Origin of the sequence: Pseudomonas sp. NFPP24 (genome assembly GCF_900112095.1) — a bacterium.
GTDB classification, from domain to species: Bacteria; Pseudomonadota; Gammaproteobacteria; order Pseudomonadales; family Pseudomonadaceae; genus Aquipseudomonas; species Aquipseudomonas extremorientalis.
The window spans coordinates 314,718-334,570 of the sequence record NZ_FOKD01000008.1 but is presented as its reverse complement, the minus strand read 5'-3'; the positions used below and the strand labels follow the sequence as shown (position 1 = coordinate 334,570).

Genomic DNA, 19,853 nt, shown 5'->3' with positions numbered 1-19,853 from the left:
CAGTCTGACTCAACAAGCACCCACACGAATTGCTTGATTCAGTTGTTAAAGAGCGGTTGGTTAAGATCTTTCGCCTCAACCGAGGCGCGCATTCTACAGCAGCCTCATTTGCTGTCAAGTGATTATTTTCAGAAGTTTTCGAAGATTTCTTCAACAACTTCAACCACTTGCGCTTCCGATCTCTCGTTAGCGGGAGGCGAATTCTACAGCGTTACACGCTGCTGTCAACACCTCTTTTTCTCCGCTTTCGACCGAGAAGATCGAAACGTTAATAGAGCCAGACAACACTGCCCTATCAACTGCTTCTGGGCTTCGATGAACTGAAGCAAGTTGCTGTCGAATTCTGCGTAACTCTTTGTTTAACAAGGAGTTTTCCGTTTCGACTGCGTCGGAAGTGGGGCGAATTATAGACTTCCAGAATCTGCCGTCAACCCTTAATTACGTTTTTGTTGCAGAAAGTGGTTTTTTCGCAATAAGCCGTGGGATTCGCCGCATTACGGGCGGTATCCGTAGCACCAACAGCAACGCACCTACAGAAGCATAGATAGCCCACTCTTTGAGGTCCGCTCGCACGATCCACAACATATGCAGCAAACCCAGCCCAAGAACTACGTACACCAAGCGATGCAGCTTCTTCCAACGCCCCCCCAACCGACGCTGACTGTAACGATTCGACGTCACCGCCAAAACCAACAGGGAAATAAAACCCAGCGCCCCGACAATAATGTAGGGCCGTTTGCGCAACTCCACCCCCAGCTGCGACCAATCCAGCCCAAGCACAAATACACAATAAGCCGCCAGATGCAGCACAACGTAGGCAAAGCACCACAACCCCAGTTGCCGACGCACCGCTATCCACCCCGCCCAACCGCTGAGCTTCTGCAGCGGTGTCATTGCCAGGGTAATCAGTAACAGAATCAACGTGCCGAGCCCCAGCCGATCCACCAATACCTTGCCCGGATCCGGCCCGAGAGCAGAACTCCACGCTTCATAGAGCCAGAAGAGCGGCCAAATCGCCGCTGCGATAAAGACGCCAACACGCCAGATCGGGTAACGCATCAGTAGTTCTTCCGCAGATCGAGACCGGTATAAAGAGAAGCCACCTCATCCGAGTACCCATTGAACATCTGAGTCTCACGTACATTAGGGCTGAACAGCCCACTCGGCAGACGACGCTCCCGCGCCTGGGTCCAACGTGGATGATCGACCGTAGGGTTCACGTTCGCGTAAAACCCATACTCGTCAGCAGCAATGCTCTGCCACGTGGTTTTCGGCTGCTCACTCACGAGACTGATCCGTACAATCGACTTCACACTCTTGAAGCCGTACTTCCAAGGCACCACCAGGCGCAGCGGCGCACCATTCTGATTGGGCAACTCACGCCCATACATACCCACCGCCAGGATCGCCAGAGGATTCATCGCCTCATCCAGACGCAAGCCCTCCACATAAGGCCAATCGATCAAGCCAAAACTCGAACGCTGCCCCGGCATACTCTTGGGATCCTGGAGGGTTTCAAAACGGATGTATTTGGCCTTCGAAGTCGGCTCAACTTGCTTGAGCAGCGCCGAGATGGGAAAACCGATCCATGGAATAACCATCGACCAGGCCTCTACACAGCGCAGACGGTAGATCCGCTCTTCCAACTGATAGGGCTTGATGAAGTCCTCCAGGGCATAACGGCCTGGCTTGGCAACCTCACCATCAATGACAACGCTCCACGGCTCGGTCTTGAGTGAACCGGCATTCGTGGCCGGGTCCCCCTTACCTGTACCGAACTCATAGAAGTTGTTGTAGTGCGTAGCGTCTTTGAAAGGCGTGATCGCCTCGTCCTTCACCGTGATGGCCTGCCATTTTGTGCCTGGCAGTTTCTCGGTAAACCAGCCAGGCGCCTTGCCCGCTTCAACATCGGCATAACGCGAGGCCTCGTCAGCACTGGCCCAACGCGGCAAGCTACTGGCTGCAATGCCGGCAAGCGCACCACCGAGCAAGCTACGGCGAGAGAAATAGAAGGATTCAGGCGTGACATCCGACTCGTGGCAATCGGACGCTTTGGGTAATTTGATTAACATGGCAACTCCGCAGCATTGGAGGACTGATGCACCAATAGACTGCGGAGTATGGGGGAAATTACATTAAGGCAATGTTTTGTCGCGGCGCAGATGCAGCAGGTATTGAACCGGCCCCGAAGCGGCGTACACCAGGAACGCCAGCAACAGGATGCGCGGTGGATCACTGAACACCACGGCAAATACCAGCACTACCGCCAGAATTGCCACGAAAGGTACACGCCCCTTCAAGTCCAGTTCCTTGAAGCTGTTGTACTTGATGTTGCTGACCATCAGCATGCCGGCAGCGGCCACCATCAAGGCCACCAGGAACGACATTTTCGAACCCTGGATGCCGTAATCACTGAAAGCCCAGACGATACCTGCCACCACACCCGCAGCAGCAGGGCTGGCCAGACCGATGAAGTAACGCTTGTCGGCGGTCCCAACCTGGGTGTTGAAGCGCGCCAGGCGCAGGGCAGCACCGGCGACATAGATGAAGGCAACCATCCAGCCAACCTTACCCATATCACCCAACGCCCAGGCAAACGCCAGCAACGCGGGGGCGACACCAAACGCAACCATGTCCGACAGCGAGTCGTACTCGGCACCGAAGGCGCTTTGTGTGTTGGTCATGCGCGCCACACGGCCATCAAGGCCGTCGAGCACCATGGCCACGAAGATTGCGATGGCAGCAAAACCGAAATACTTGCTGGCACTCGCCGCATCACCCGCCGCCAGAGCACTCTGCGCGCTCATGGAATTGATGATGGAATAGAACCCGGCAAACAGGTTCGCCGTGGTGAACAGGTTGGGCAGAAGATAGATGCCACGATGCCGGACCTTGCGACCTTCCGCGTCATGCCCTTCTTCGACATGTTCATCGATCGGCAGCAGGCTTTCGGCGTCAGGAGCCTGGCTTGGCTCTTCGGGACGTTCGCTCATGGACTTTACCTTGCAACGGTGTGAAAAAAGTTCGACAGATACTTGCGGCGAGTGTTCGCCCGCAAACGATGCAGCTTTATACCAGAACCCGCCGCCCAAACGAAAAAACGCGGCCTAGGCCGCGTTTTCCCTTGATACGTACGACTTAGTTCTTGGCTTTGTCGACGATCTTGTTGGCACCGATCCACGGCATCATGGAACGCAGTTGCTCGCCGATGACTTCGATACCGTGAGCGGCGTTATTACGACGCTTGGCGGTCATCGAAGGGTAGCCGGTAGCACCTTCGCTGATGAACATTTTGGCGTATTCGCCGTCCTGAATACGTTTCAGGGCGTTGCGCATGGCCTGACGGGACTCGGCGTTGATCACTTCCGGGCCAGTCACGTACTCGCCGTATTCGGCGTTGTTGGAGATCGAGTAGTTCATGTTGGCGATACCGCCTTCGTACATGAGGTCAACGATCAGCTTCAGTTCATGCAGGCATTCGAAGTAGGCCATTTCCGGCGCGTAGCCAGCTTCAACCAGGGTTTCGAAACCGGCTTTTACCAATTCGACGGTACCACCGCACAGTACGGCTTGCTCGCCGAACAGGTCGGTTTCAGTCTCGTCCTTGAAGGTGGTTTCGATGATGCCGGTACGACCGCCACCCACGCCAGCGGCGTAGGACAGTGCCACGTTCTTGGCGTTGCCCGATGCGTCCTGGTAGATCGCGATCAGGTCAGGAATACCGCCGCCCTTGACGAACTCGGAACGTACAGTGTGACCCGGCGCTTTTGGCGCGATCATGATCACGTCCAGGTCGGCGCGTGGCACGACCTGGTTGTAGTGGATCGCGAAGCCGTGGGAGAAGGCCAGGGTGGCGCCCTTCTTGATGTTCGGCTCGATTTCGTTCTTGTACAGCGCGGACTGGAACTCGTCCGGGGTCAGGATCATGACCAGGTCGGCAGCAGCAACAGCGGAAGCGACGTCAGTCACTTTCAGGCCGTGGGCTTCAGCCTTGGCAACAGTGGCCGAGCCTTTGCGCAGACCAACGGTCACGTCAACGCCGGAATCTTTCAAGTTGCACGCTTGAGCGTGGCCCTGGGAACCGTAGCCGATGATGGCGACTTTCTTGCCCTGGATGATCGACAGGTCACAATCTTTATCGTAATAAACTTTCATGAGGTTCCTCTATATATCCAGGCCGTAAGGCCATTCGCTAATTTGGGTTAGATGCTGAGTACTTTGTCGCCACGGGCAATCCCGGTGACACCACTGCGTACCGTTTCCAGAATCGAGGCCGTCCCGATCGACTGGATGAAGCTGTCCAGCTTGTCGCTTGTACCGGTCAGTTGAACGGTATAAACGCTGGCGCTCACATCGACGATCTGCCCGCGATAGATGTCGGTCGTGCGCTTGATCTCGGCACGTTGGGCACCCGTAGCCTTGACTTTAACCAGCATCAGCTCGCGCTCGATGTGGGCACTCTCCGACAGGTCGACCAGCTTGACCACTTCGATCAGCTTGTTGAGGTTCTTGGTAATCTGCTCGATCACCTCATCGTGGCCCACAGTGGTCAACGTCAGACGCGACAGGGTCGGGTCTTCGGTCGGAGCCACGGTCAGGCTTTCGATGTTGTAGTTACGCTGCGAAAACAGGCCGACAACACGAGACAGAGCGCCGGGTTCGTTCTCCAGAAGCAGGGAGATAATGTGCCGCATGATTAAGTACGCTCCGTCTTGTTCAGCCACATGTCGCGCATAGAGCCGTCCTTGATCTGCATCGGGTAGACGTGCTCGCTGGTATCCACCTGAATATCGATGAATACCAGGCGGTCCTTCATGGCGAACGCCTCTTCCATCTTCGGCTTCAGATCTTTCAAATCAGTGATGCGAATGCCGACGTGGCCATAGGCTTCAACCAATTTTACGAAATCCGGCAACGACTCCATGTAGGAATGGGAGTGACGGCTGTTGTAGCTCATGTCCTGCCATTGACGAACCATGCCCAGCACGCCGTTGTTCAGGCAGACGATCTTCACGGGAAGGCCGTACTGCAGGCACGTCGACAGTTCCTGGATATTCATCTGAATGCTGCCTTCACCGGTGACGCACGCGACGTCGGTGTCGGGGAAGCTCAGTTTCACGCCCATGGCCGCAGGAAAACCAAAGCCCATCGTGCCCAGGCCACCGGAGTTGATCCAGCGGTTAGGCTTGTCGAACTTGTAGTACTGCGCGGCGAACATCTGGTGCTGGCCCACGTCGGAGGTCACAAAGGCGTCGCCCTTGGTCACTTCGCACAGGGTCTCGATCACGGTTTGTGGCTTGATGATGCTGCCGTCACCCTTGTCGTAAGGGAACAGGCCGCGATCACCGCGCCATTCGTCGATCTGCTTCCACCAGCTGGCAACGGATTCCTTGTTCGGCGCCTCGCCGATGTCCTTGAGCGCGGCAACCATTTCGGTCAACACGCTTTCAACAGGACCTACGATCGGCACGTCGGCCTTGATGGTCTTGGAGATGGACGCCGGGTCGATGTCGATATGGATGATCTTGGCATTCGGGCAGAACTTGCTCGCACCGTTGATCACACGGTCATCGAACCGCGCACCCACGGCCAGGATCACGTCGGCATGGTGCATGGTCAGGTTGGCGGTGTAGCTGCCGTGCATGCCGAGCATCCCGACGAACTGACGGTCCGTACCCGGGAAGGCGCCGAGGCCCATCAGGGTGTTGGTGACCGGCAGGTTGAGCAGCTTGGCCAGTTCGGTCAGCTGTGCAGAACCGCCGCCCAGGATCACCCCCCCCCCCGAGTACAGCACTGGGCGCTTGGCCGCCAACAGCATTTCTGCCGCCTTGCGGATTTGCCCCGAGTGCCCGCGGACCGCCGGGCTGTAGGAGCGCAGCTTGGCTTTCTTCGGGAAGATGTATTCGAATTTTTCGGCCGGGTTGGTCATGTCCTTGGGGATATCGACCACCACAGGACCCGGACGACCGGACTGTGCGAGGTAGAAGGCCTTTTTCATGACTTCCGGGATTTCCGAAGGATGCTTGATCATGAAGCTGTGTTTCACGATCGGCCGGGAGATACCGATCATGTCGGTTTCCTGGAATGCATCGGTCCCCACCATGGTGCTGGGCACCTGGCCGGAAATGACCACCATCGGGATAGAGTCCATATACGCAGTCGCGATGCCGGTGATGGCATTGGTTGCGCCAGGGCCGGACGTTACCAGTACCACGCCGGCTTTACCGGTGGCACGGGCATAACCGTCAGCCATATGGGTCGCGGCCTGTTCGTGGCGAACCAGGATGTGGGTAACAGCCGGTTCCTTGAACAGTGCGTCGTAAACATGCAGCAGAGCACCACCTGGGTACCCGTAGATATAGTCGACGCCTTCGTCACGCAAAAAGCGGACGAGCATCTCACCGCCAGATAAAAGCTCCACGTTGTTCACCTCTAAAACGCCAGAATACCGTCCGTTGAAAACCGACGGGTCTTAATAGGTTTACTTCTCAACAGAGCATGAGCGACGGTGGTCGCCGACTACGTCAGCACTGACTGAGCAAGTATTGGGATCGTCCCAAGTGTTGCGGGCTTTTCCCACCCAGCGCGAGGTAACGCGTTGCGGGTGTAACAGGTCGGCGCGGATGTGCGCCTCATGATCTGCTGAGCGGGCCTGCTTCTGGCAGTCCCGATACAGCGGACTTTGGATTCTTCTGTTTCAGGCCCTTCAAGTCAAGCAATAATTGCGCTTTTTTCCAACTAAGCGCATGAGAACGTAGAAGAAAGGGCTTTGAGGAGGGATAAAACTCGCCTGAATGTCGTCAAGCGGTAGAAATATGCGCAAGACTGCCGAAAAAGCCGGCAGTCAGGCAATTAACGAGCGTCGACGATCAGTTGATCGAACTTTTTCAGCGCATTGCGTAAGCCAAGGCTTTCCAGCGGGCGATCGGCGTAGACCATCTCGGCCATTTCCAGAATGCCCGACGCATTGGGCAGCGGCAGGTCCTGTTCGAGGATCTGCTTCATGCGTACCAGGAATATCCATTGCAGCCACTGGTGAAAGTCCAGGGTGTCCACCGAAAAGGGTTCGACACTGCTGAGCGCCTCGACGCTGGGGGACACCTCGTCCCACCAGCCCTGCACACGCAACTCTCGCTCGATCAGCAATAACTGTTCGGCAATCGCGGGAAACCGTGCATCCATCAGAGACTGACCTTGGCTTTCTGGCGCGCCTGGGCGGCACCGGCGGCGTCGCCTTGTGCGGCGCGCGCGTCACCAATCAAGGCCCACAGGCTGGCTTGCAGGTCGGGACGACCATTGGCCAAGGTCAGGCCACGACGCGCGAATTGCTCGGCCTGCGGCGCATCGCCCTGGGCCATGCGCACCTGGGCCAGGCGATACAGCACTTGCGGTTCACGCGGCGCAACGCGCTGGGCGCGCTCGAGACTCGACGACGCACCATTCAGGTCGCCACTCGCCTGCTGCTGCTGTGCAGTGGTCAGCAAGGCCAGTACCGGGCCATCCAATTGCTCGTCAGCCGACAGGCCGCCGGCGCTGGAGGACGATGGAATGCCGCTCGGGGTGGATGGCATGTTGTAGGTGCCCTGGTTGATCGGGGCCGTCTGAATCGGGGTCGCGTCAATCGGACCGGAGGTGCTTGGCCCCGGGGTCCACGGCTCGGCGCTGATCGGCGCCGACGTCGCTGCGCCACCACCCGGCACCATCACCACCACACCTGAATCCTGCGGCACAGCTTGCGGCTTGGCCTGGGCGGGACGGTTGGTCACGGTCTGGCGGAACCCGCCGTTGGCCGAGATCCGGTCGTTATTGGACACGGTCGTGCTCGAGTCCACCACGGGAATGGAGCCGCGCTGCACGCTGGCGCAACCATTGAGCAAAGCCAGAGCTGTAATAGCTGGAATCCACCACTTGTTCACTTGAAACCCTCTTTGCTTAATTCATCCAGCCCTTGACCCAATCCATCACCGATTCCGCGTCAGCAGGGGCACTGCCACCGCATGCGGCGCCGGGTGGCGGTTCGCTGCCGCGAATATACGGCATCTGCACCGCGCCCGGACAGTTGGCATCGGACCCCTGCCCGGTGTGCGGATCGATCCAGGCCTGCACGATGTTGTCCGGCTGCGGCATGTTCAACGGCAGCGGGTCGGCCTTGCGCATGAAACTGGTCCAGACCTGCAGCGCACCGGTGGCACCGGTGAACGGTGTCTTGCCGTTGTCGTCACGCCCCATCCAAACCACCGCCAGCACATCCTGGCCAAAACCCGCAAACCAACTGTCGCGCGAATCGTTACTGGTACCGGTCTTACCCGCCAGTGTCAGGTTGGACGGCAGCACCTTATAGACCGAACTACCAGTACCCTCACGCATCACACGCTGCATGGCGTTCTGGATCAAGTAGATGGAGCCCGCATCGAAACGCTGCTGGATCTGGAACGGATAACGCTTGAGCGGCTCGCCTTCAGCCGTCAGCACGCTTCGGATCCCGCGCATCGGCGTATTGAAACCACCGTTGGCCAGGGTCTGGTACATCGTCGCGACTTCCATTGGGGTCATTGCGCCGGCACCCAGCAGGATCGATGGAAATGCCGGGAACTCACGCGTAATGCCCAGGCGCGCGAGGGTCTTCAGGACATTCGGCACTCCCACTTCGAGGCCGAGACGCGAAGTGGAGATGTTGTAGGAGTGCGCCAACCCTTGGTACAGGAACACTGTCCCATGAGAACGGCGATCGAAGTTCTGTGGCGTCCACACCTGCCCGTCAGCGCCTTTTACTGACAGCGGGTCGTCAGACAGCCAACTGGTCAGGGTGTACTTGCTCGGTTTTTCCAGGGCCGTGAGGTAGACCGCCGGCTTGACCAACGAACCAATAGGTCGCACGGCATCCAGGGCGCGGTTGAAACCGGCGAAGCTGGCCAGGCGGCTGCCGACCAGGGCCTGGACCTCACCGGTTTCCGGGTTGGTCACGACCATGGCCGCTTCGACTTCATCCGCGCCTTTGCGGCCGGTCATTCGCTTGAACGTGTCATTGACCGACGCTTCGGCTTTCATCTGCAGGATCGGATCGAAACTGGTGAAGATCCGCAGGCCTTCTTCGGTCAAGTCTTCGTCACGGTAGTCTTCACGCAACTGGCGCTTGACCAGGTCGATAAAGCCCGGGAAGGAGCTGTCTGCCAACTTGCCGCGGGTGGTGACACCCAGTGGCATTTTCTTCGCGGCGGCAACTTGTTCGGCGGTGGCAACACCTTGCTGCTCTAGAACATCCAGCACCAGGTTGCGACGCTCCAGCGCACGCTCGGGGTTGCGACGCGGGTTGTAGTAGGAAGGCCCCTTGACCATGCCCACCAGCAACGCAACCTGGTGCAGCTTCAGTTCGGACAGCGGCTGGCCAAAGAAGAATTGGCTGGCCAGACCGAAACCATGCACCGCGCGCTGACCGTCCTGGCCGACGAATACTTCGTTGAGGTACGCCTCGAGGATTTCCTGCTTGCTGTAATGCAACTCCAACAGCATCGCCATCATGGCTTCGGTGAGCTTGCGGGTCAGGCTGCGTTCGTTGGTCAGGTAGAAGTTCTTGACCAATTGTTGCGTCAGCGTACTGCCGCCCTGGGTCATCTTGCCGCCGGACGTATTCACCCAGACTGCGCGGGCGATCGACTTCGGCGAGACCCCCCAGTGATGGTAAAAATCACGGTCTTCAACGGCTACCAGGGTTTCCAGCAGGTAAGGCGGCACCTGATCAAGTTTGATCAGGATGCGATCTTCAAGGTTCTTCGGGTAAATGCCGCCGATCATCAGCGGCTCCAGGCGAACCACAGGCAGCTTCGAGCCATTGAGGGACGACAACTCGGCGACGTAATCGCCGGAGAAACGCACACGCACCGGCTGGGCTTTTTCGAGGCCTTCATAGAATTGGAAGCCACGGGTGTTCAGGTCGACGGTATTTCCGCTGACAGCCGCTGCACCCGGACCGTTGCTCACGGGCTCACGACGATAGCCCAAGGCGTCGAGTTCGGTCAGGAAGTCATCCTTGCTCAGCTTCTGGCCTGCGAACAATTCCAGCGGGCGCGCGTACACCTTGGCCGGAATGGTCCAGCGTTTGCCGGAGAACTTCTCCTGCACCACAGCGTCGAGGTAGACCGCAAAGCCGGCAAGCACCACAAGGCCTACCAGGCCAAGCTTGAGCGCCCAGCCAAGCCAGGGGCGCAGGCCACGGGAAGGAGGTTTTTTACGGGAACGGGGAGATCGGGTTCGAGTCATGGCGGCGGATTATACGCACTTTATTGATGATCAACATGAGCCGGACAGCGGTTTGCACAAGCGGTCGCAGCAGCCATAATGCCCGCCATGCTTTTCCCCAGACTCTGAAGGATCGCCCGTGAGCCAGTCCCTGATCGCTGCCCTGCAAAATCCGGCTTTATACCCCCATCCGGTTGAAGCGTTCCAAGTCATCGAGACCCATATTTCCTGGGTCGTACTGACCGGTCCTTACGCCTATAAGCTGAAAAAGCCGATGAACTTCGGATTTCTGGATTTTACCGACCTGGAAAAGCGCGGCCACTTCTGTAACGAAGAGCTGCGCCTCAATCAGCGTCTGACCGAAGATTTGTATCTTGAAGTGTTGCCGATCACCGGCACAGCCGAAGCCCCGCAGTTGGGTGGCGATGGCCCGGTGATCGAATACGCACTGAAAATGCGCCAGTTTCCGCAGAGCCAACTGCTCAGCACCCTGCAAGCCAACGGCGAATTGACCAGCGCACACATCGATGAGATGGCCAAGCAGATCGCGCACTTCCACCTCTGCGCACCGAAAGTGCCGCAGGAACACCCGGCCGGCACGCCGGATGAGGTAATGGCGCCGGTTCGCCAGAACTTCGACCAGATCCGTCCATTCCTCAGCGACAAGACTGACCTGACCCAGCTGGAAGCCCTGCAGGCCTGGGCCGAAAGCAGCTTCGAGCGTCTCAAGCCACTGTTTTCCCAGCGCAAGCTGGACGGCTTCACCCGCGAATGCCACGGTGATATTCACCTGGGTAATGCAACGTTGATCGACGGCCACGTGGTGATCTTCGATTGCATCGAATTCAACGAGCCCTTCCGTTTCACCGATGTGTACGCCGATACCGGCTTCCTGGCCATGGACCTGGAAGACCGTGGACTCAAGTCCCTGGCACGCCGCTTCATCAGCCAGTATCTGGAATTGACCGGTGACTATCAGGGCCTGGAAGTGCTGAACTTCTACAAAGCCTATCGCGCCCTGGTCCGCGCCAAGATCGCGCTGTTCAGCATGCCGAGCGAAGCCAGCCCGGTGCAGCGCGCCACGACTCTGCGCCAATACCGCAACTATGCCAACCTGGCGGAAAGCTACAGCACCATTCCATCGCGCTTCCTGGCCATTACCCACGGCGTTTCGGCTGTCGGTAAAAGCCATGTGGCCATGCGCCTGGTGGAGGCACTGGGTGCCGTGCGCCTGCGATCGGACGTGGAGCGCAAGCGCCTGTTTGGCGAGCAGCACGTGGAAAACACACCACAGGCCGGTATCTATGCGGCCGACGCCAGTGCTGCGACCTACGCACGCCTGAATGAAATCGCCGATACCGTGCTGCGCGCCGGCTACCCGGTCGTGCTGGATGCGACCTTCCTGAAACGTGAACAACGCGATGCGGCCGCCACTGTTGCCGAAGCCACGGGTGCGCCTTTCCTGATTCTGGATTGCAACGCCCCACAAGCAGTTATCGCCAGTTGGCTGGCGCAACGTCAGGAGGACAACAACGACCCTTCCGACGCGACACTGACTGTTATCAAAGAACAGCAAGCCAATCGCGAGCCACTCACCGCTGAGGAGTTGCTCCTCAGCAAGCGCGTCGAGACCAATGAAAGCGGGACCCTCGATGCACTGGTGGCGCATATCCGCCAGCGCCTGCCGGGCCTGTAAGAAAAATTTCTTGGTCGTGTCGCCTACTTGGGCCACGCGACCAAGCAATAGTGGCACTATAATGGCGCCATACATCCAACGGGAGTTGCCGTCATGAGTCAGCCCAAGCTTCTTGATACGCCGCTTTACTCGCTCCTGCATAAAGACGATGTGCGAGGCTTCAACCGGGAACGTCCAAAAGACGGTGCCATCGACATGCGCGGTGGCGACTTCCGTGGGCTGGATCTGCGCGAACTGGACACGGCAGGCGTGGACTTTACCGACGCCTATTTCCGATCTGCCGATTTACGCGGGCTGGACCTGCGCGACTGCCCGCTGGAGGGCGCCAGCCTGGCCCACGCGCAGATTTCCGGCACATACTTCCCGCCCGAACTGAGCGCTGACGAGATTCTCATGTCGGTCAATTTCGGCACACGCCTGCGCTATCGCACTCGCTGAAACCCTCTGCTTCCGCCCCGGTTTCGCGCAGGCGTGCCGGGGACTTCCCGCCTGCCTGACCTGGTCATGCTTATACGTCTTTAGGCCGTTTCCGACTAAAGAACTACGCTTTTCCTACTGACCGCTACACTTCTGTTCAGGCTTGCCTGGTCACATACCCACCGCACCATTCGGCCGTCGCAAGGAGGCTTGATGAACGATGAGCTGCAACACCTGAAAAACCTTGGCAAGACATCAGCACAGTGGCTGCATGCGGTGGGCATCCACAGCGCGTCCGACTTGCGTCGCCTGGGTGCGGTTGATGCCTACCGGGCCGTGCGAACGCGCGGGTTTCGTGCATCGAAAGTGCTGCTGTATGCCATCGAAGGGGCATTGATGGACGTGCACTGGAATGACATTCCTGCCGAGCGCAAGGAAGCGCTGAACCGTCAACTCGACGCTCTTTCAACGCGCCAAAAGAATTAGATCGACTATCAGGCCCCCCTGTTTATAGACATTCCGAACGGGCGTTTGAGAAAACCCCAAGACACCGAGAAAACAAAGGTTGACTCTCAAATGAGAATCGTTATGATTATCACAACTGGTCGCGAGATCAGCCGATAACTGAAAGACCATTGGTTCGGACTCTCAGATTATCTCCTCATCAGGCTAATCACGGTTATTTGACCCGGCTTTTGCCGGGTCTTTTTTTGCCTATGGAAAAGTCGAATTCAGCGCGCAATGATCAGAGGATGCCCACGCTCGGGATGAGCCTGCACAAGCACATCCAGACCAAAAACAGCTTTCAGGGGCTCAGGCTGCATCACTTGCGCCGGCGTATCCAAGGCATGCGGACGCCCCGCCTCCAGCAACAGAATACGGTCACAGTAACGGGCTGCGAGGTTCAAGTCATGAAGGATCACCAGCACCGCCGCCCCACGATCGGCGAAGGTACGAATGGCCTGCAAGGTCGTGTGTTGATGCAAAGGGTCCAGCATTGACGTCGGCTCATCCAATAACAACGTCTGCCCCGCTTCACCTGGCCATAATTGTGCAAGCACGCGCGCCAGGTGCACCCGCTGGCGCTCGCCACCGGACAACGCCAGGTAGCTGCGACCGCTCAAGTGCCCGACGTCAGCCGCCTGCAAGGCCGCCTCGATGATCTCGTCATCGCGCACGCGCCCGGTCTGATGAGGCAAGCGGCCCATGCCGACAACCTCTTCGACACGGAAAGCGAAGTCCAACGTCGAGCTTTGCGGCAATACCGCCAGGCGCTGTGCTCGTCGTGCCCCACTCCACGCCTGCAAAGGACGTTGATCCAGGCACACTGTGCCTTGGTCGGGATGCAACTCGCCGCACAACGCACCGAGCAGCGTACTTTTGCCTGCACCATTGGGGCCCAACACGCCGAGCACTTCACCCGGCAACAGGTCGAGTGTGATATCTGCCAATACGGTTTTGCGCCCGCGACGGATGTGCAGGTCTTCCACACGAAGCATCAGGCACGCCCCCGCAACAACAGGAAAAGAAAGAACGGCGCACCGATAAACGCTGTAACGATACCGATCGGCAACTCAGCCGGTGCCAAGGCAAGCCGTGCGACCAGATCGGCAAACAACAAAAGGCTCGCACCCGCGAAGACCGATGCCGGTAACAGCACACGATGATCCGGCCCCGCCAACAAGCGCACCAGATGCGGCACCACCAGCCCCACGAAACCGATCATGCCCGCTGCGGCAACCGCCGCCCCCACGCCCAGCGCCGTGCACAACACCAACTCGCGCTTGAGCCGTTCCACATCGATGCCGAGATGACTGGCCTCCGACTCACCGAGCAACAGGGCATTCAACGCCTTGGCCCGGCGCGGCAACCACAGCGCCACACCCGCGCTCACGAGCAACAGCGGCCATAACCGCGAATAGCTGGCGCCGTTGAGACTGCCCAGGTTCCAAAATGTCAGGGTGCGCAAGGTGGCGTCGTCGGCCAGATAGGTGAACAGGCCCACCGCCGAACCGGCGAGAGCCGTAAGGGCAATGCCCGCGAGCAGCATCGTCGCGACGTTGGTCTGGCCGTTGCGCCGCCCCAAGCGATATACCAGTGCCGTCACACCCAGCCCTCCCAGGAATGCGCAAAGTGACAACAGGTAAGGTCCAACGGCATCCGGCAAACCACCGAAAAACGAACCACCGACAATCGCCACCGCCGCCCCCAGCGCAGCACCGCTGGAGACCCCGACCAAACCTGGATCCGCCAGAGGATTGCGGAACAACCCCTGCATCGCCACCCCCGACAAGGCCAATACCCCGCCGACAGCCAAGCCCAGCAGCGTGCGTGGCAAACGGATCTGCCCCAGGATCAGCTCAGCCTGCTCCAGCCCTTGGGGCTCAATCGGCAGCCCCATCAAGCGCAAGGCGGCTTTGAGCGTATCCAACAGAGGCAAGCTGACTGGCCCCAGCGCCAGCGAAAGCCAGATCGCCAAGACACACAACAACGCCAACCCAACAAACAGCGTTTTCGGTTTTACCGGAGTGGTCATGGGGCTGGTTTGGCCTGGGACGGGTAAAACCCGGCAGACAGGTCCGCGAGGCTTTGCGGCATACGCGGCCCAAGTCCGCCGACCAACAGGGTGGGATCGACCTCAAACACTCGCCCGCTCTTGGCCGCCGGCGTGGACGCCAGGATCGGGTTTTCCTTGAACAGTGCCGCACGCGCTGCGTCTGCGGTCAAGGCACGGTCAGCAAACACCAGTACATCCGGGCTCAAGCCCGCCAACGACTCCACCGAAAACGGCTTGTAACCTTCATGGACCGCCAGATTGCGCCCGCCCGCCTGTTGCAACATCCAGTCGGCCGCCGTGTCTTTGCCCGCGATCAGCGGCTTGCCGCCTGCATGCCCGAGCAACAACAACACGCCTGGCGCCTTTTGCGTGGACTGGGCCTTGGTCACCCAGCGTTTCTGCTGATCCAGCGCCTGCTCATATCCGGTAAACAATTCGGTGGCCTTGGCCTCGCTGCCCAGCAACTTACCCAGGTGTTGAAGATTGTCTTTCAACGTTGGCAGGTCCGGCTGCGCCGAGAACATTTCCACCTGCACGCCTGCACTGCGAATCTGCGCCAGCACCGGCGGCGGCCCCATTTCTTCGGTGCCGACCAGCACCTGCGGGCGCAGACTTAAAATGCCTTCCGCCGACAATTGCCGCTGATAACCAATGCTCGGCAACGCCTTGAGGGACTCGGGATGCTGGCTGGTAGTGTCCACCCCGACCAGTTTCGACTCGCCGCCCAGGGCCGTCACCCATTCCGACAGCGCCCCACCGGCACTCACCCAGCGTTGTGGCAGTTCAGAGGCTTGCGCCCCGTGGTTGACCAGCAGTCCGACAACGAGCGCAATAGCGCTGGTACTCAGTCGCATAACAGGGTTTCCTTCCAAGGGCAGGGCCGCTCAAGCACTCATTGATGTGACAGCAAACGCCCGTCTGGCATCGTATTGAGCGCCCGGTCAGCTGACGGGCGAGCCGGCATTTGATAATTGTTTGCATTTGAACGTCAAGGCACTTAAGGAGTGAAATGAAGTTTCTCTGCCCCTCCACCGCACTCGCGCCCAACAGCAGCCTCGGTTTTGATATCGACGGGTGCAAGCTGCTGGCCGTGCGTCGCGACGGCGTTGCGTACTTCTACATCAACCGTTGCCCCCATCGTGGCATTCCACTGGAATGGCAACCCGACCAGTTTCTCGACGACAGCGCCAGCCTGATCCAGTGTGCGACTCACGGCGCCCTGTTCCTGATCGAGAATGGCGAATGCATCGCCGGCCCTTGCGCCGGGCAGAGCCTGACCGCCCTGCGCGGCTGCGAAGACGCTCAAGGCCTATGGGTGGAACTCTAGTCGAGCAGCACGTCCAGGCGCCGGCCTACACAGATTTCTTCGCAGGTCACACGCACGCCATACGCCAGCACTTCCACCCCTGCCGCCTTGGCTTCACGCAGGGCTGCGGCATAACCGGGGTCGATTTCCACCGCCGGTCGCACAGCCTCAATCCCCGAGAGATTGACGCAGTACAGCTGCACCGCGCGCACACCCTCCCGCGCCAGGTGCGCCAGCTCACGCAAATGCTTGGCGCCGCGCTGGGTCACCGCGTCGGGAAACGCCGCAACCGCAGAGCCGTCATAGCCCAGGGTCACACTTTTGACTTCGACATAGGCCGCGCCGTCGGGATAATCCAGGCGAAAGTCGATGCGGCTTTTCTCCTGGCCGTAAGGCACTTCGCGTTTCAACGCGGTAAAGCCATTGAGCTCAGTGATCCCCCCTGCATGCAGCGCCTCCTCGACCAATTGATTGGCCCGCGCCGTGTTCACACAGGCCAAGCGGCCCTGAGGCGTCTCGGCGATTTCCCAGGTGCCGGGCAATTTGCGCTTGGGGTCATTGGAGCGGCTGAACCAGACCTGCCCACCTTCCACCATGCAATTGAGCATTGAGCCCGTGTTGGGGCAGTGAATGGTCAGCAACTCGCCGGTAACGGTCTCGATATCGGTGAGAAAACGCTTGTAGCGGCGAATCAGTCGCGCTTCTTCAAGGGGAGGATTAAAGCGCATCAGCCTTGCCAGCTCCGCAGACCACGGGCGATCCGCTCCACCGCTTCTTGTAGCCGATCGAGGTTCTGCGTGTAGGCAAAACGCACATGATGACCGGCCTGGTAGCGGCCAAAGTCCAAGCCAGGCGTAAAAGCCACATGCTCGGTTTCGAGAAAATGGCGGCAAAATGCGAAGGCATCACCGCCAAATGCGCTGATATCGGCGTACAAATAGAACGCCCCCTCCGGCTCAACGGCGATGCCAAACCCCAGCTCGCGCAGGGCGGGCAACAGGAAATCGCGACGGCGACCGAATTCGGCACGGCGCTCTTCGAGAATGCTCAGGGTCTGTGGGGTGAAACACGCCAGCGCCGCGTGTTGGGCCATGCTGGGAGCACTGATGTAGAGGTTTTGCGCCAACTTCTCCAACTCGCCCACTGCCGCCGGGGGTGCAACCAGCCATCCCAGGCGCCAGCCGGTCATGCCGAAATACTTGGAAAAACTATTGAGGACGAAGGCGTCGTCGTCGACTTCCAGCACGCTGGCTGCGTCGGTGCCGTAAGTGAGGCCATGGTAGATCTCATCCACCACAAGGTGGCCGTTGCGCGCCTTGATGGCCGCAGAAAGCCCGGCCAATTCGCCACGGGTGAGGATCGTCCCCGTCGGGTTGGCTGGCGAGGCCACCAGCGCGCCCACACTGTCCTGATCCCAGTGCCTGGCCACCAGGTCGGCGGTCAACTGATAGCGCACCTCCGGGCCTACCGGCACCAGTTGCGCCGCGCCCTCTACCAGGCGCAGGAAGTGGCGATTGCAAGGGTAACCAGGGTCTGCGAGCAGCCAATGCTTGCCCGGGTCCACCAGCAGGCTGCTGGCCAGCAGCAACGCGCCGGACCCGCCAGGAGTGATAAGAATGCGCTCGGGATCCACGTTCAAGCCGTAACGCTGCTGATAAAAACCGCTGATGGCTTCGCGTAGCTCTGGCAGGCCACGGGCTGCAGTGTAACGGGTCTTACCATTGGCCAATGCCGCCTGGCCGGCCTGGATGATCGGCTCGGCGGTGGTGAAATCCGGCTCGCCGATTTCCAGGTGGATCACATCATGGCCGGCGGCCTGCAGCTCATTGGCCCGCGCCAGCAATGCCATGACATGAAAAGGTTCGATGGCGCGACTGCGCGCACTGTAGGGCTGGGCCATTAGCCTTCCTTAACGGTGAGGACAAAATCTGGATTCTACCGAACCCGCGCCGTAAAACATGTTCTATTGCCTGCCCGGCGGCATGTGCAGTCCGGGCAAGCGCGTGCAAACCGACTAAAATCTACATTCGAGGCAACACATACCCAGCAATGGCGGGCAGTCGCAGTTTGCAACCCCTTTGCGGTGGGCCTCGACAACCGGGAGTGGCGCACCCCGAATCTATCTGGTAAGTTCGCCCGCTTGCAGCCGCAGGGCCGGCAGGTGTCGGTGACGTTGCAATCCTGCGCAATGGATTAGAAGAGTGAGAGGCGGTCTATTCATGTCCACCCAAGCAAAGCAACAGCAGACTCAAGGCCTCAACGGCTTCGAACCTTACGTAGAGACGAAAGGTGAGGAGTACATGGGCGAGCCCATGCGCGAGCACTTCACCAAGATCCTGAACAAGTGGAAACAGGACTTGATGCAGGAAGTCGACCGTACGGTTGACCATATGAAGGACGAAGCAGCCAACTTCCCTGACCCGGCCGACCGCGCGAGCCAGGAAGAAGAATTCGCCCTGGAACTGCGCGCCCGTGATCGCGAGCGCAAGTTGATCAAGAAGATCGACAAGACGCTGCAGCTGATCAAGGACGAAGAATACGGCTGGTGCGAATCCTGCGGTGTCGAGATTGGTATTCGTCGCCTGGAAGCCCGCCCAACCGCAGACCTCTGCGTAGACTGCAAGACCTTGGCCGAAATCAAGGAAAAACAGGTCGGCAAGTAATCCAGCCGAGCTGAACGAATGGGGCGTGCGAACGCCCCATTTTTGTTTCTGGGGTTTAGCGAATTTCCAGTAGTATCCGGCCCATGACAGCCTCTACCTATATCGGGCGTTTTGCCCCCACGCCCAGCGGCCACTTGCATTTCGGCTCACTGGTCGCCGCGCTCGCCTCCTACCTCGACGCCCGCGCCAACCACGGCCGCTGGCTGATGCGCATGGAAGACCTCGACCCGCCCCGCGAAGAGCCCGGCGCCCAGGCTGCGATCCTGCATGCACTGGAAAGCTACGGGTTTGAGTGGGACGGCGAACTGGTCCGACAAAGCGAACGGCACGAAGCCTATGCCAAAGTACTGAACGATATGTTCAACCACGGCCTCGCCTACGCCTGCACTTGCTCACGTAAACAACTGGAGGCCTACAACGGCATCTACCCGGGCCTGTGTCGCAATGCCGGCCACGATCAGCAAGATGCCGCCATCCGTTTGCGTGTTCCTGAGCTTGCTTACCACTTTACCGACCGCGTCCAGGGCGAATTCCGACAGCACCTGGGTCGCGATGTAGGCGATTTCGTCATCCGTCGCCGCGATGGCCTCTATGCTTATCAATTGGCAGTCGTCCTCGACGATGCGTGGCAAGGTGTTACCGACATCGTGCGCGGCGCCGACCTGCTCGACTCCACGCCGCGCCAGCTCTACCTGCAGGAACTGCTCGGCCTGCGCCAACCGCGCTACCTGCATGTGCCACTGATCGTCCAGCCGGACGGTAACAAATTGGGCAAATCCTATCGTTCCCCGCCGTTGACACCCGACCAGGCCACGCCTTTGCTATTAAGGGCCCTGCGCGCCCTCGGGCAGCAACCCGGTGACGAGCTGCTCCACGCCAGCCCACGGGAACTGCTGGATTGGGGCATCCAGCACTGGGACGCCACGCGGATACCGCACACACTCACGCTGGCAGAAGCGCAATTGAGCTGAAGGCGCT

20 protein-coding genes are annotated in these 19,853 nt (G+C 59.3%); 6 read left to right on the top strand and 14 right to left on the bottom strand.

The genetic code is table 11. The annotated features are described in order from the left end of the window. Window positions 1–438: 438 nt before the first annotated feature. The 9 genes from msrQ to mrcB all read right to left on the bottom strand — a co-directional run bounded on the left by msrQ (window position 439) and on the right by mrcB (window position 10,257). On the bottom strand, window positions 439–1,059 hold the full coding sequence (gene msrQ, locus BM026_RS19535) for a protein-methionine-sulfoxide reductase heme-binding subunit MsrQ (protein ID WP_093529765.1): 621 nt from the start codon (window positions 1,057–1,059) through the stop codon (window positions 439–441). Beyond that, the gene (gene msrP, locus BM026_RS19530; RefSeq protein WP_093126009.1) at window positions 1,059–2,072 is read right to left on the bottom strand and encodes a protein-methionine-sulfoxide reductase catalytic subunit MsrP; all 1,014 of its coding nucleotides are present in this window, start codon (window positions 2,070–2,072) and stop codon (window positions 1,059–1,061) included. The genes msrQ and msrP overlap by 1 nt, the downstream gene beginning before the upstream one ends. Before the next feature lie 63 nt (window positions 2,073–2,135). After that, a complete protein-coding gene (gene pssA / locus BM026_RS19525) occupies window positions 2,136–2,993 on the bottom strand; it encodes a CDP-diacylglycerol--serine O-phosphatidyltransferase (protein ID WP_058427621.1) in 858 nt (285 codons plus the stop codon). Between the two features lie 145 nt (window positions 2,994–3,138). After that, on the bottom strand, window positions 3,139–4,155 hold the full coding sequence (gene ilvC, locus BM026_RS19520; RefSeq protein ID WP_003176099.1) for a ketol-acid reductoisomerase: 1,017 nt from the start codon (window positions 4,153–4,155) through the stop codon (window positions 3,139–3,141). 47 nt (window positions 4,156–4,202) lie between these two features. Further along, a complete protein-coding gene (ilvN, locus tag BM026_RS19515; protein WP_003176102.1) occupies window positions 4,203–4,694 on the bottom strand; it encodes an acetolactate synthase small subunit in 492 nt (163 codons plus the stop codon). A 2-nt stretch (window positions 4,695–4,696) separates the two neighbouring features. After that, window positions 4,697–6,421 (bottom strand): acetolactate synthase 3 large subunit, encoded by a 1,725-nt coding sequence (locus BM026_RS19510; protein ID WP_071490031.1) that lies wholly within the window; start codon window positions 6,419–6,421, stop codon window positions 4,697–4,699. A gap of 431 nt (window positions 6,422–6,852) precedes the next feature. Then, the gene (locus tag BM026_RS19505; protein WP_071490023.1) at window positions 6,853–7,182 is read right to left on the bottom strand and encodes a YqcC family protein; all 330 of its coding nucleotides are present in this window, start codon (window positions 7,180–7,182) and stop codon (window positions 6,853–6,855) included. After that, on the bottom strand, window positions 7,182–7,916 hold the full coding sequence (locus BM026_RS19500; RefSeq protein ID WP_093126001.1) for a tetratricopeptide repeat protein: 735 nt from the start codon (window positions 7,914–7,916) through the stop codon (window positions 7,182–7,184). Before BM026_RS19500 ends, BM026_RS19505 begins: the two co-directional genes overlap by 1 nt. Before the next feature lie 16 nt (window positions 7,917–7,932). Then, window positions 7,933–10,257: a penicillin-binding protein 1B gene (gene mrcB / locus BM026_RS19495; RefSeq protein WP_071490021.1), complete on the bottom strand. Its 2,325-nt coding sequence runs from the start codon at window positions 10,255–10,257 to the stop codon at window positions 7,933–7,935. A 118-nt stretch (window positions 10,258–10,375) separates the two neighbouring features. Here mrcB and BM026_RS19490 point away from each other — a divergent pair, with 118 nt between their 5' ends. The 3 genes from BM026_RS19490 to BM026_RS19480 all read left to right on the top strand — a co-directional run bounded on the left by BM026_RS19490 (window position 10,376) and on the right by BM026_RS19480 (window position 12,835). After that, the gene (locus BM026_RS19490; RefSeq protein WP_093529763.1) at window positions 10,376–11,932 is read left to right on the top strand and encodes a bifunctional aminoglycoside phosphotransferase/ATP-binding protein; all 1,557 of its coding nucleotides are present in this window, start codon (window positions 10,376–10,378) and stop codon (window positions 11,930–11,932) included. A 93-nt stretch (window positions 11,933–12,025) separates the two neighbouring features. After that, a complete protein-coding gene (locus tag BM026_RS19485) occupies window positions 12,026–12,370 on the top strand; it encodes a pentapeptide repeat-containing protein (RefSeq protein WP_093514396.1) in 345 nt (114 codons plus the stop codon). Window positions 12,371–12,562: 192 nt separating this feature from the next. Beyond that, window positions 12,563–12,835 (top strand): TfoX/Sxy family protein, encoded by a 273-nt coding sequence (locus tag BM026_RS19480; RefSeq protein WP_092248424.1) that lies wholly within the window; start codon window positions 12,563–12,565, stop codon window positions 12,833–12,835. A 245-nt stretch (window positions 12,836–13,080) separates the two neighbouring features. On the opposite strand, the gene BM026_RS19475 is transcribed toward BM026_RS19480, so the two are convergent. The 3 genes from BM026_RS19475 to BM026_RS19465 are packed head-to-tail and all read right to left on the bottom strand — an operon-like array spanning window position 13,081 to window position 15,760. Next, window positions 13,081–13,848: a heme ABC transporter ATP-binding protein gene (locus BM026_RS19475; RefSeq protein ID WP_093125991.1), complete on the bottom strand. Its 768-nt coding sequence runs from the start codon at window positions 13,846–13,848 to the stop codon at window positions 13,081–13,083. Continuing rightward, on the bottom strand, window positions 13,848–14,885 hold the full coding sequence (locus BM026_RS19470; RefSeq protein WP_071490016.1) for a FecCD family ABC transporter permease: 1,038 nt from the start codon (window positions 14,883–14,885) through the stop codon (window positions 13,848–13,850). The genes BM026_RS19475 and BM026_RS19470 overlap by 1 nt, the downstream gene beginning before the upstream one ends. Further along, the gene (locus BM026_RS19465) at window positions 14,882–15,760 is read right to left on the bottom strand and encodes a heme/hemin ABC transporter substrate-binding protein (RefSeq protein ID WP_092248415.1); all 879 of its coding nucleotides are present in this window, start codon (window positions 15,758–15,760) and stop codon (window positions 14,882–14,884) included. Before BM026_RS19465 ends, BM026_RS19470 begins: the two co-directional genes overlap by 4 nt. A gap of 155 nt (window positions 15,761–15,915) precedes the next feature. On the opposite strand from BM026_RS19465, the gene BM026_RS19460 reads away from it, so the two are divergent. Continuing rightward, window positions 15,916–16,233, top strand: a complete 318-nt coding sequence (locus BM026_RS19460; protein ID WP_071490014.1) for a Rieske (2Fe-2S) protein — start codon at window positions 15,916–15,918, stop codon at window positions 16,231–16,233. Here BM026_RS19460 and sfsA read toward each other — a convergent pair. Together sfsA and BM026_RS19450 are read right to left on the bottom strand one after the other, a co-directional pair. Next, window positions 16,230–16,940, bottom strand: coding sequence for a DNA/RNA nuclease SfsA (gene sfsA / locus BM026_RS19455; RefSeq protein WP_093514395.1), 711 nt, complete (start codon window positions 16,938–16,940; stop codon window positions 16,230–16,232). The genes BM026_RS19460 and sfsA overlap by 4 nt on opposite strands. Further along, window positions 16,940–18,112 carry a pyridoxal phosphate-dependent aminotransferase gene (locus BM026_RS19450; RefSeq protein ID WP_093514394.1) on the bottom strand — a complete coding sequence of 391 codons (1,173 nt, stop codon included), beginning with the start codon at window positions 18,110–18,112 and terminating at the stop codon, window positions 16,940–16,942. The genes sfsA and BM026_RS19450 overlap by 1 nt, the downstream gene beginning before the upstream one ends. Before the next feature lie 319 nt (window positions 18,113–18,431). On the opposite strand from BM026_RS19450, the gene dksA reads away from it, so the two are divergent. Next, window positions 18,432–18,875: an RNA polymerase-binding protein DksA gene (gene dksA / locus BM026_RS19445; protein ID WP_058427634.1), complete on the top strand. Its 444-nt coding sequence runs from the start codon at window positions 18,432–18,434 to the stop codon at window positions 18,873–18,875. Between the two features lie 83 nt (window positions 18,876–18,958). Further along, the gene (gene gluQRS / locus BM026_RS19440) at window positions 18,959–19,846 is read left to right on the top strand and encodes a tRNA glutamyl-Q(34) synthetase GluQRS (protein WP_092248409.1); all 888 of its coding nucleotides are present in this window, start codon (window positions 18,959–18,961) and stop codon (window positions 19,844–19,846) included. Window positions 19,847–19,853 lie beyond the last annotated feature (7 nt).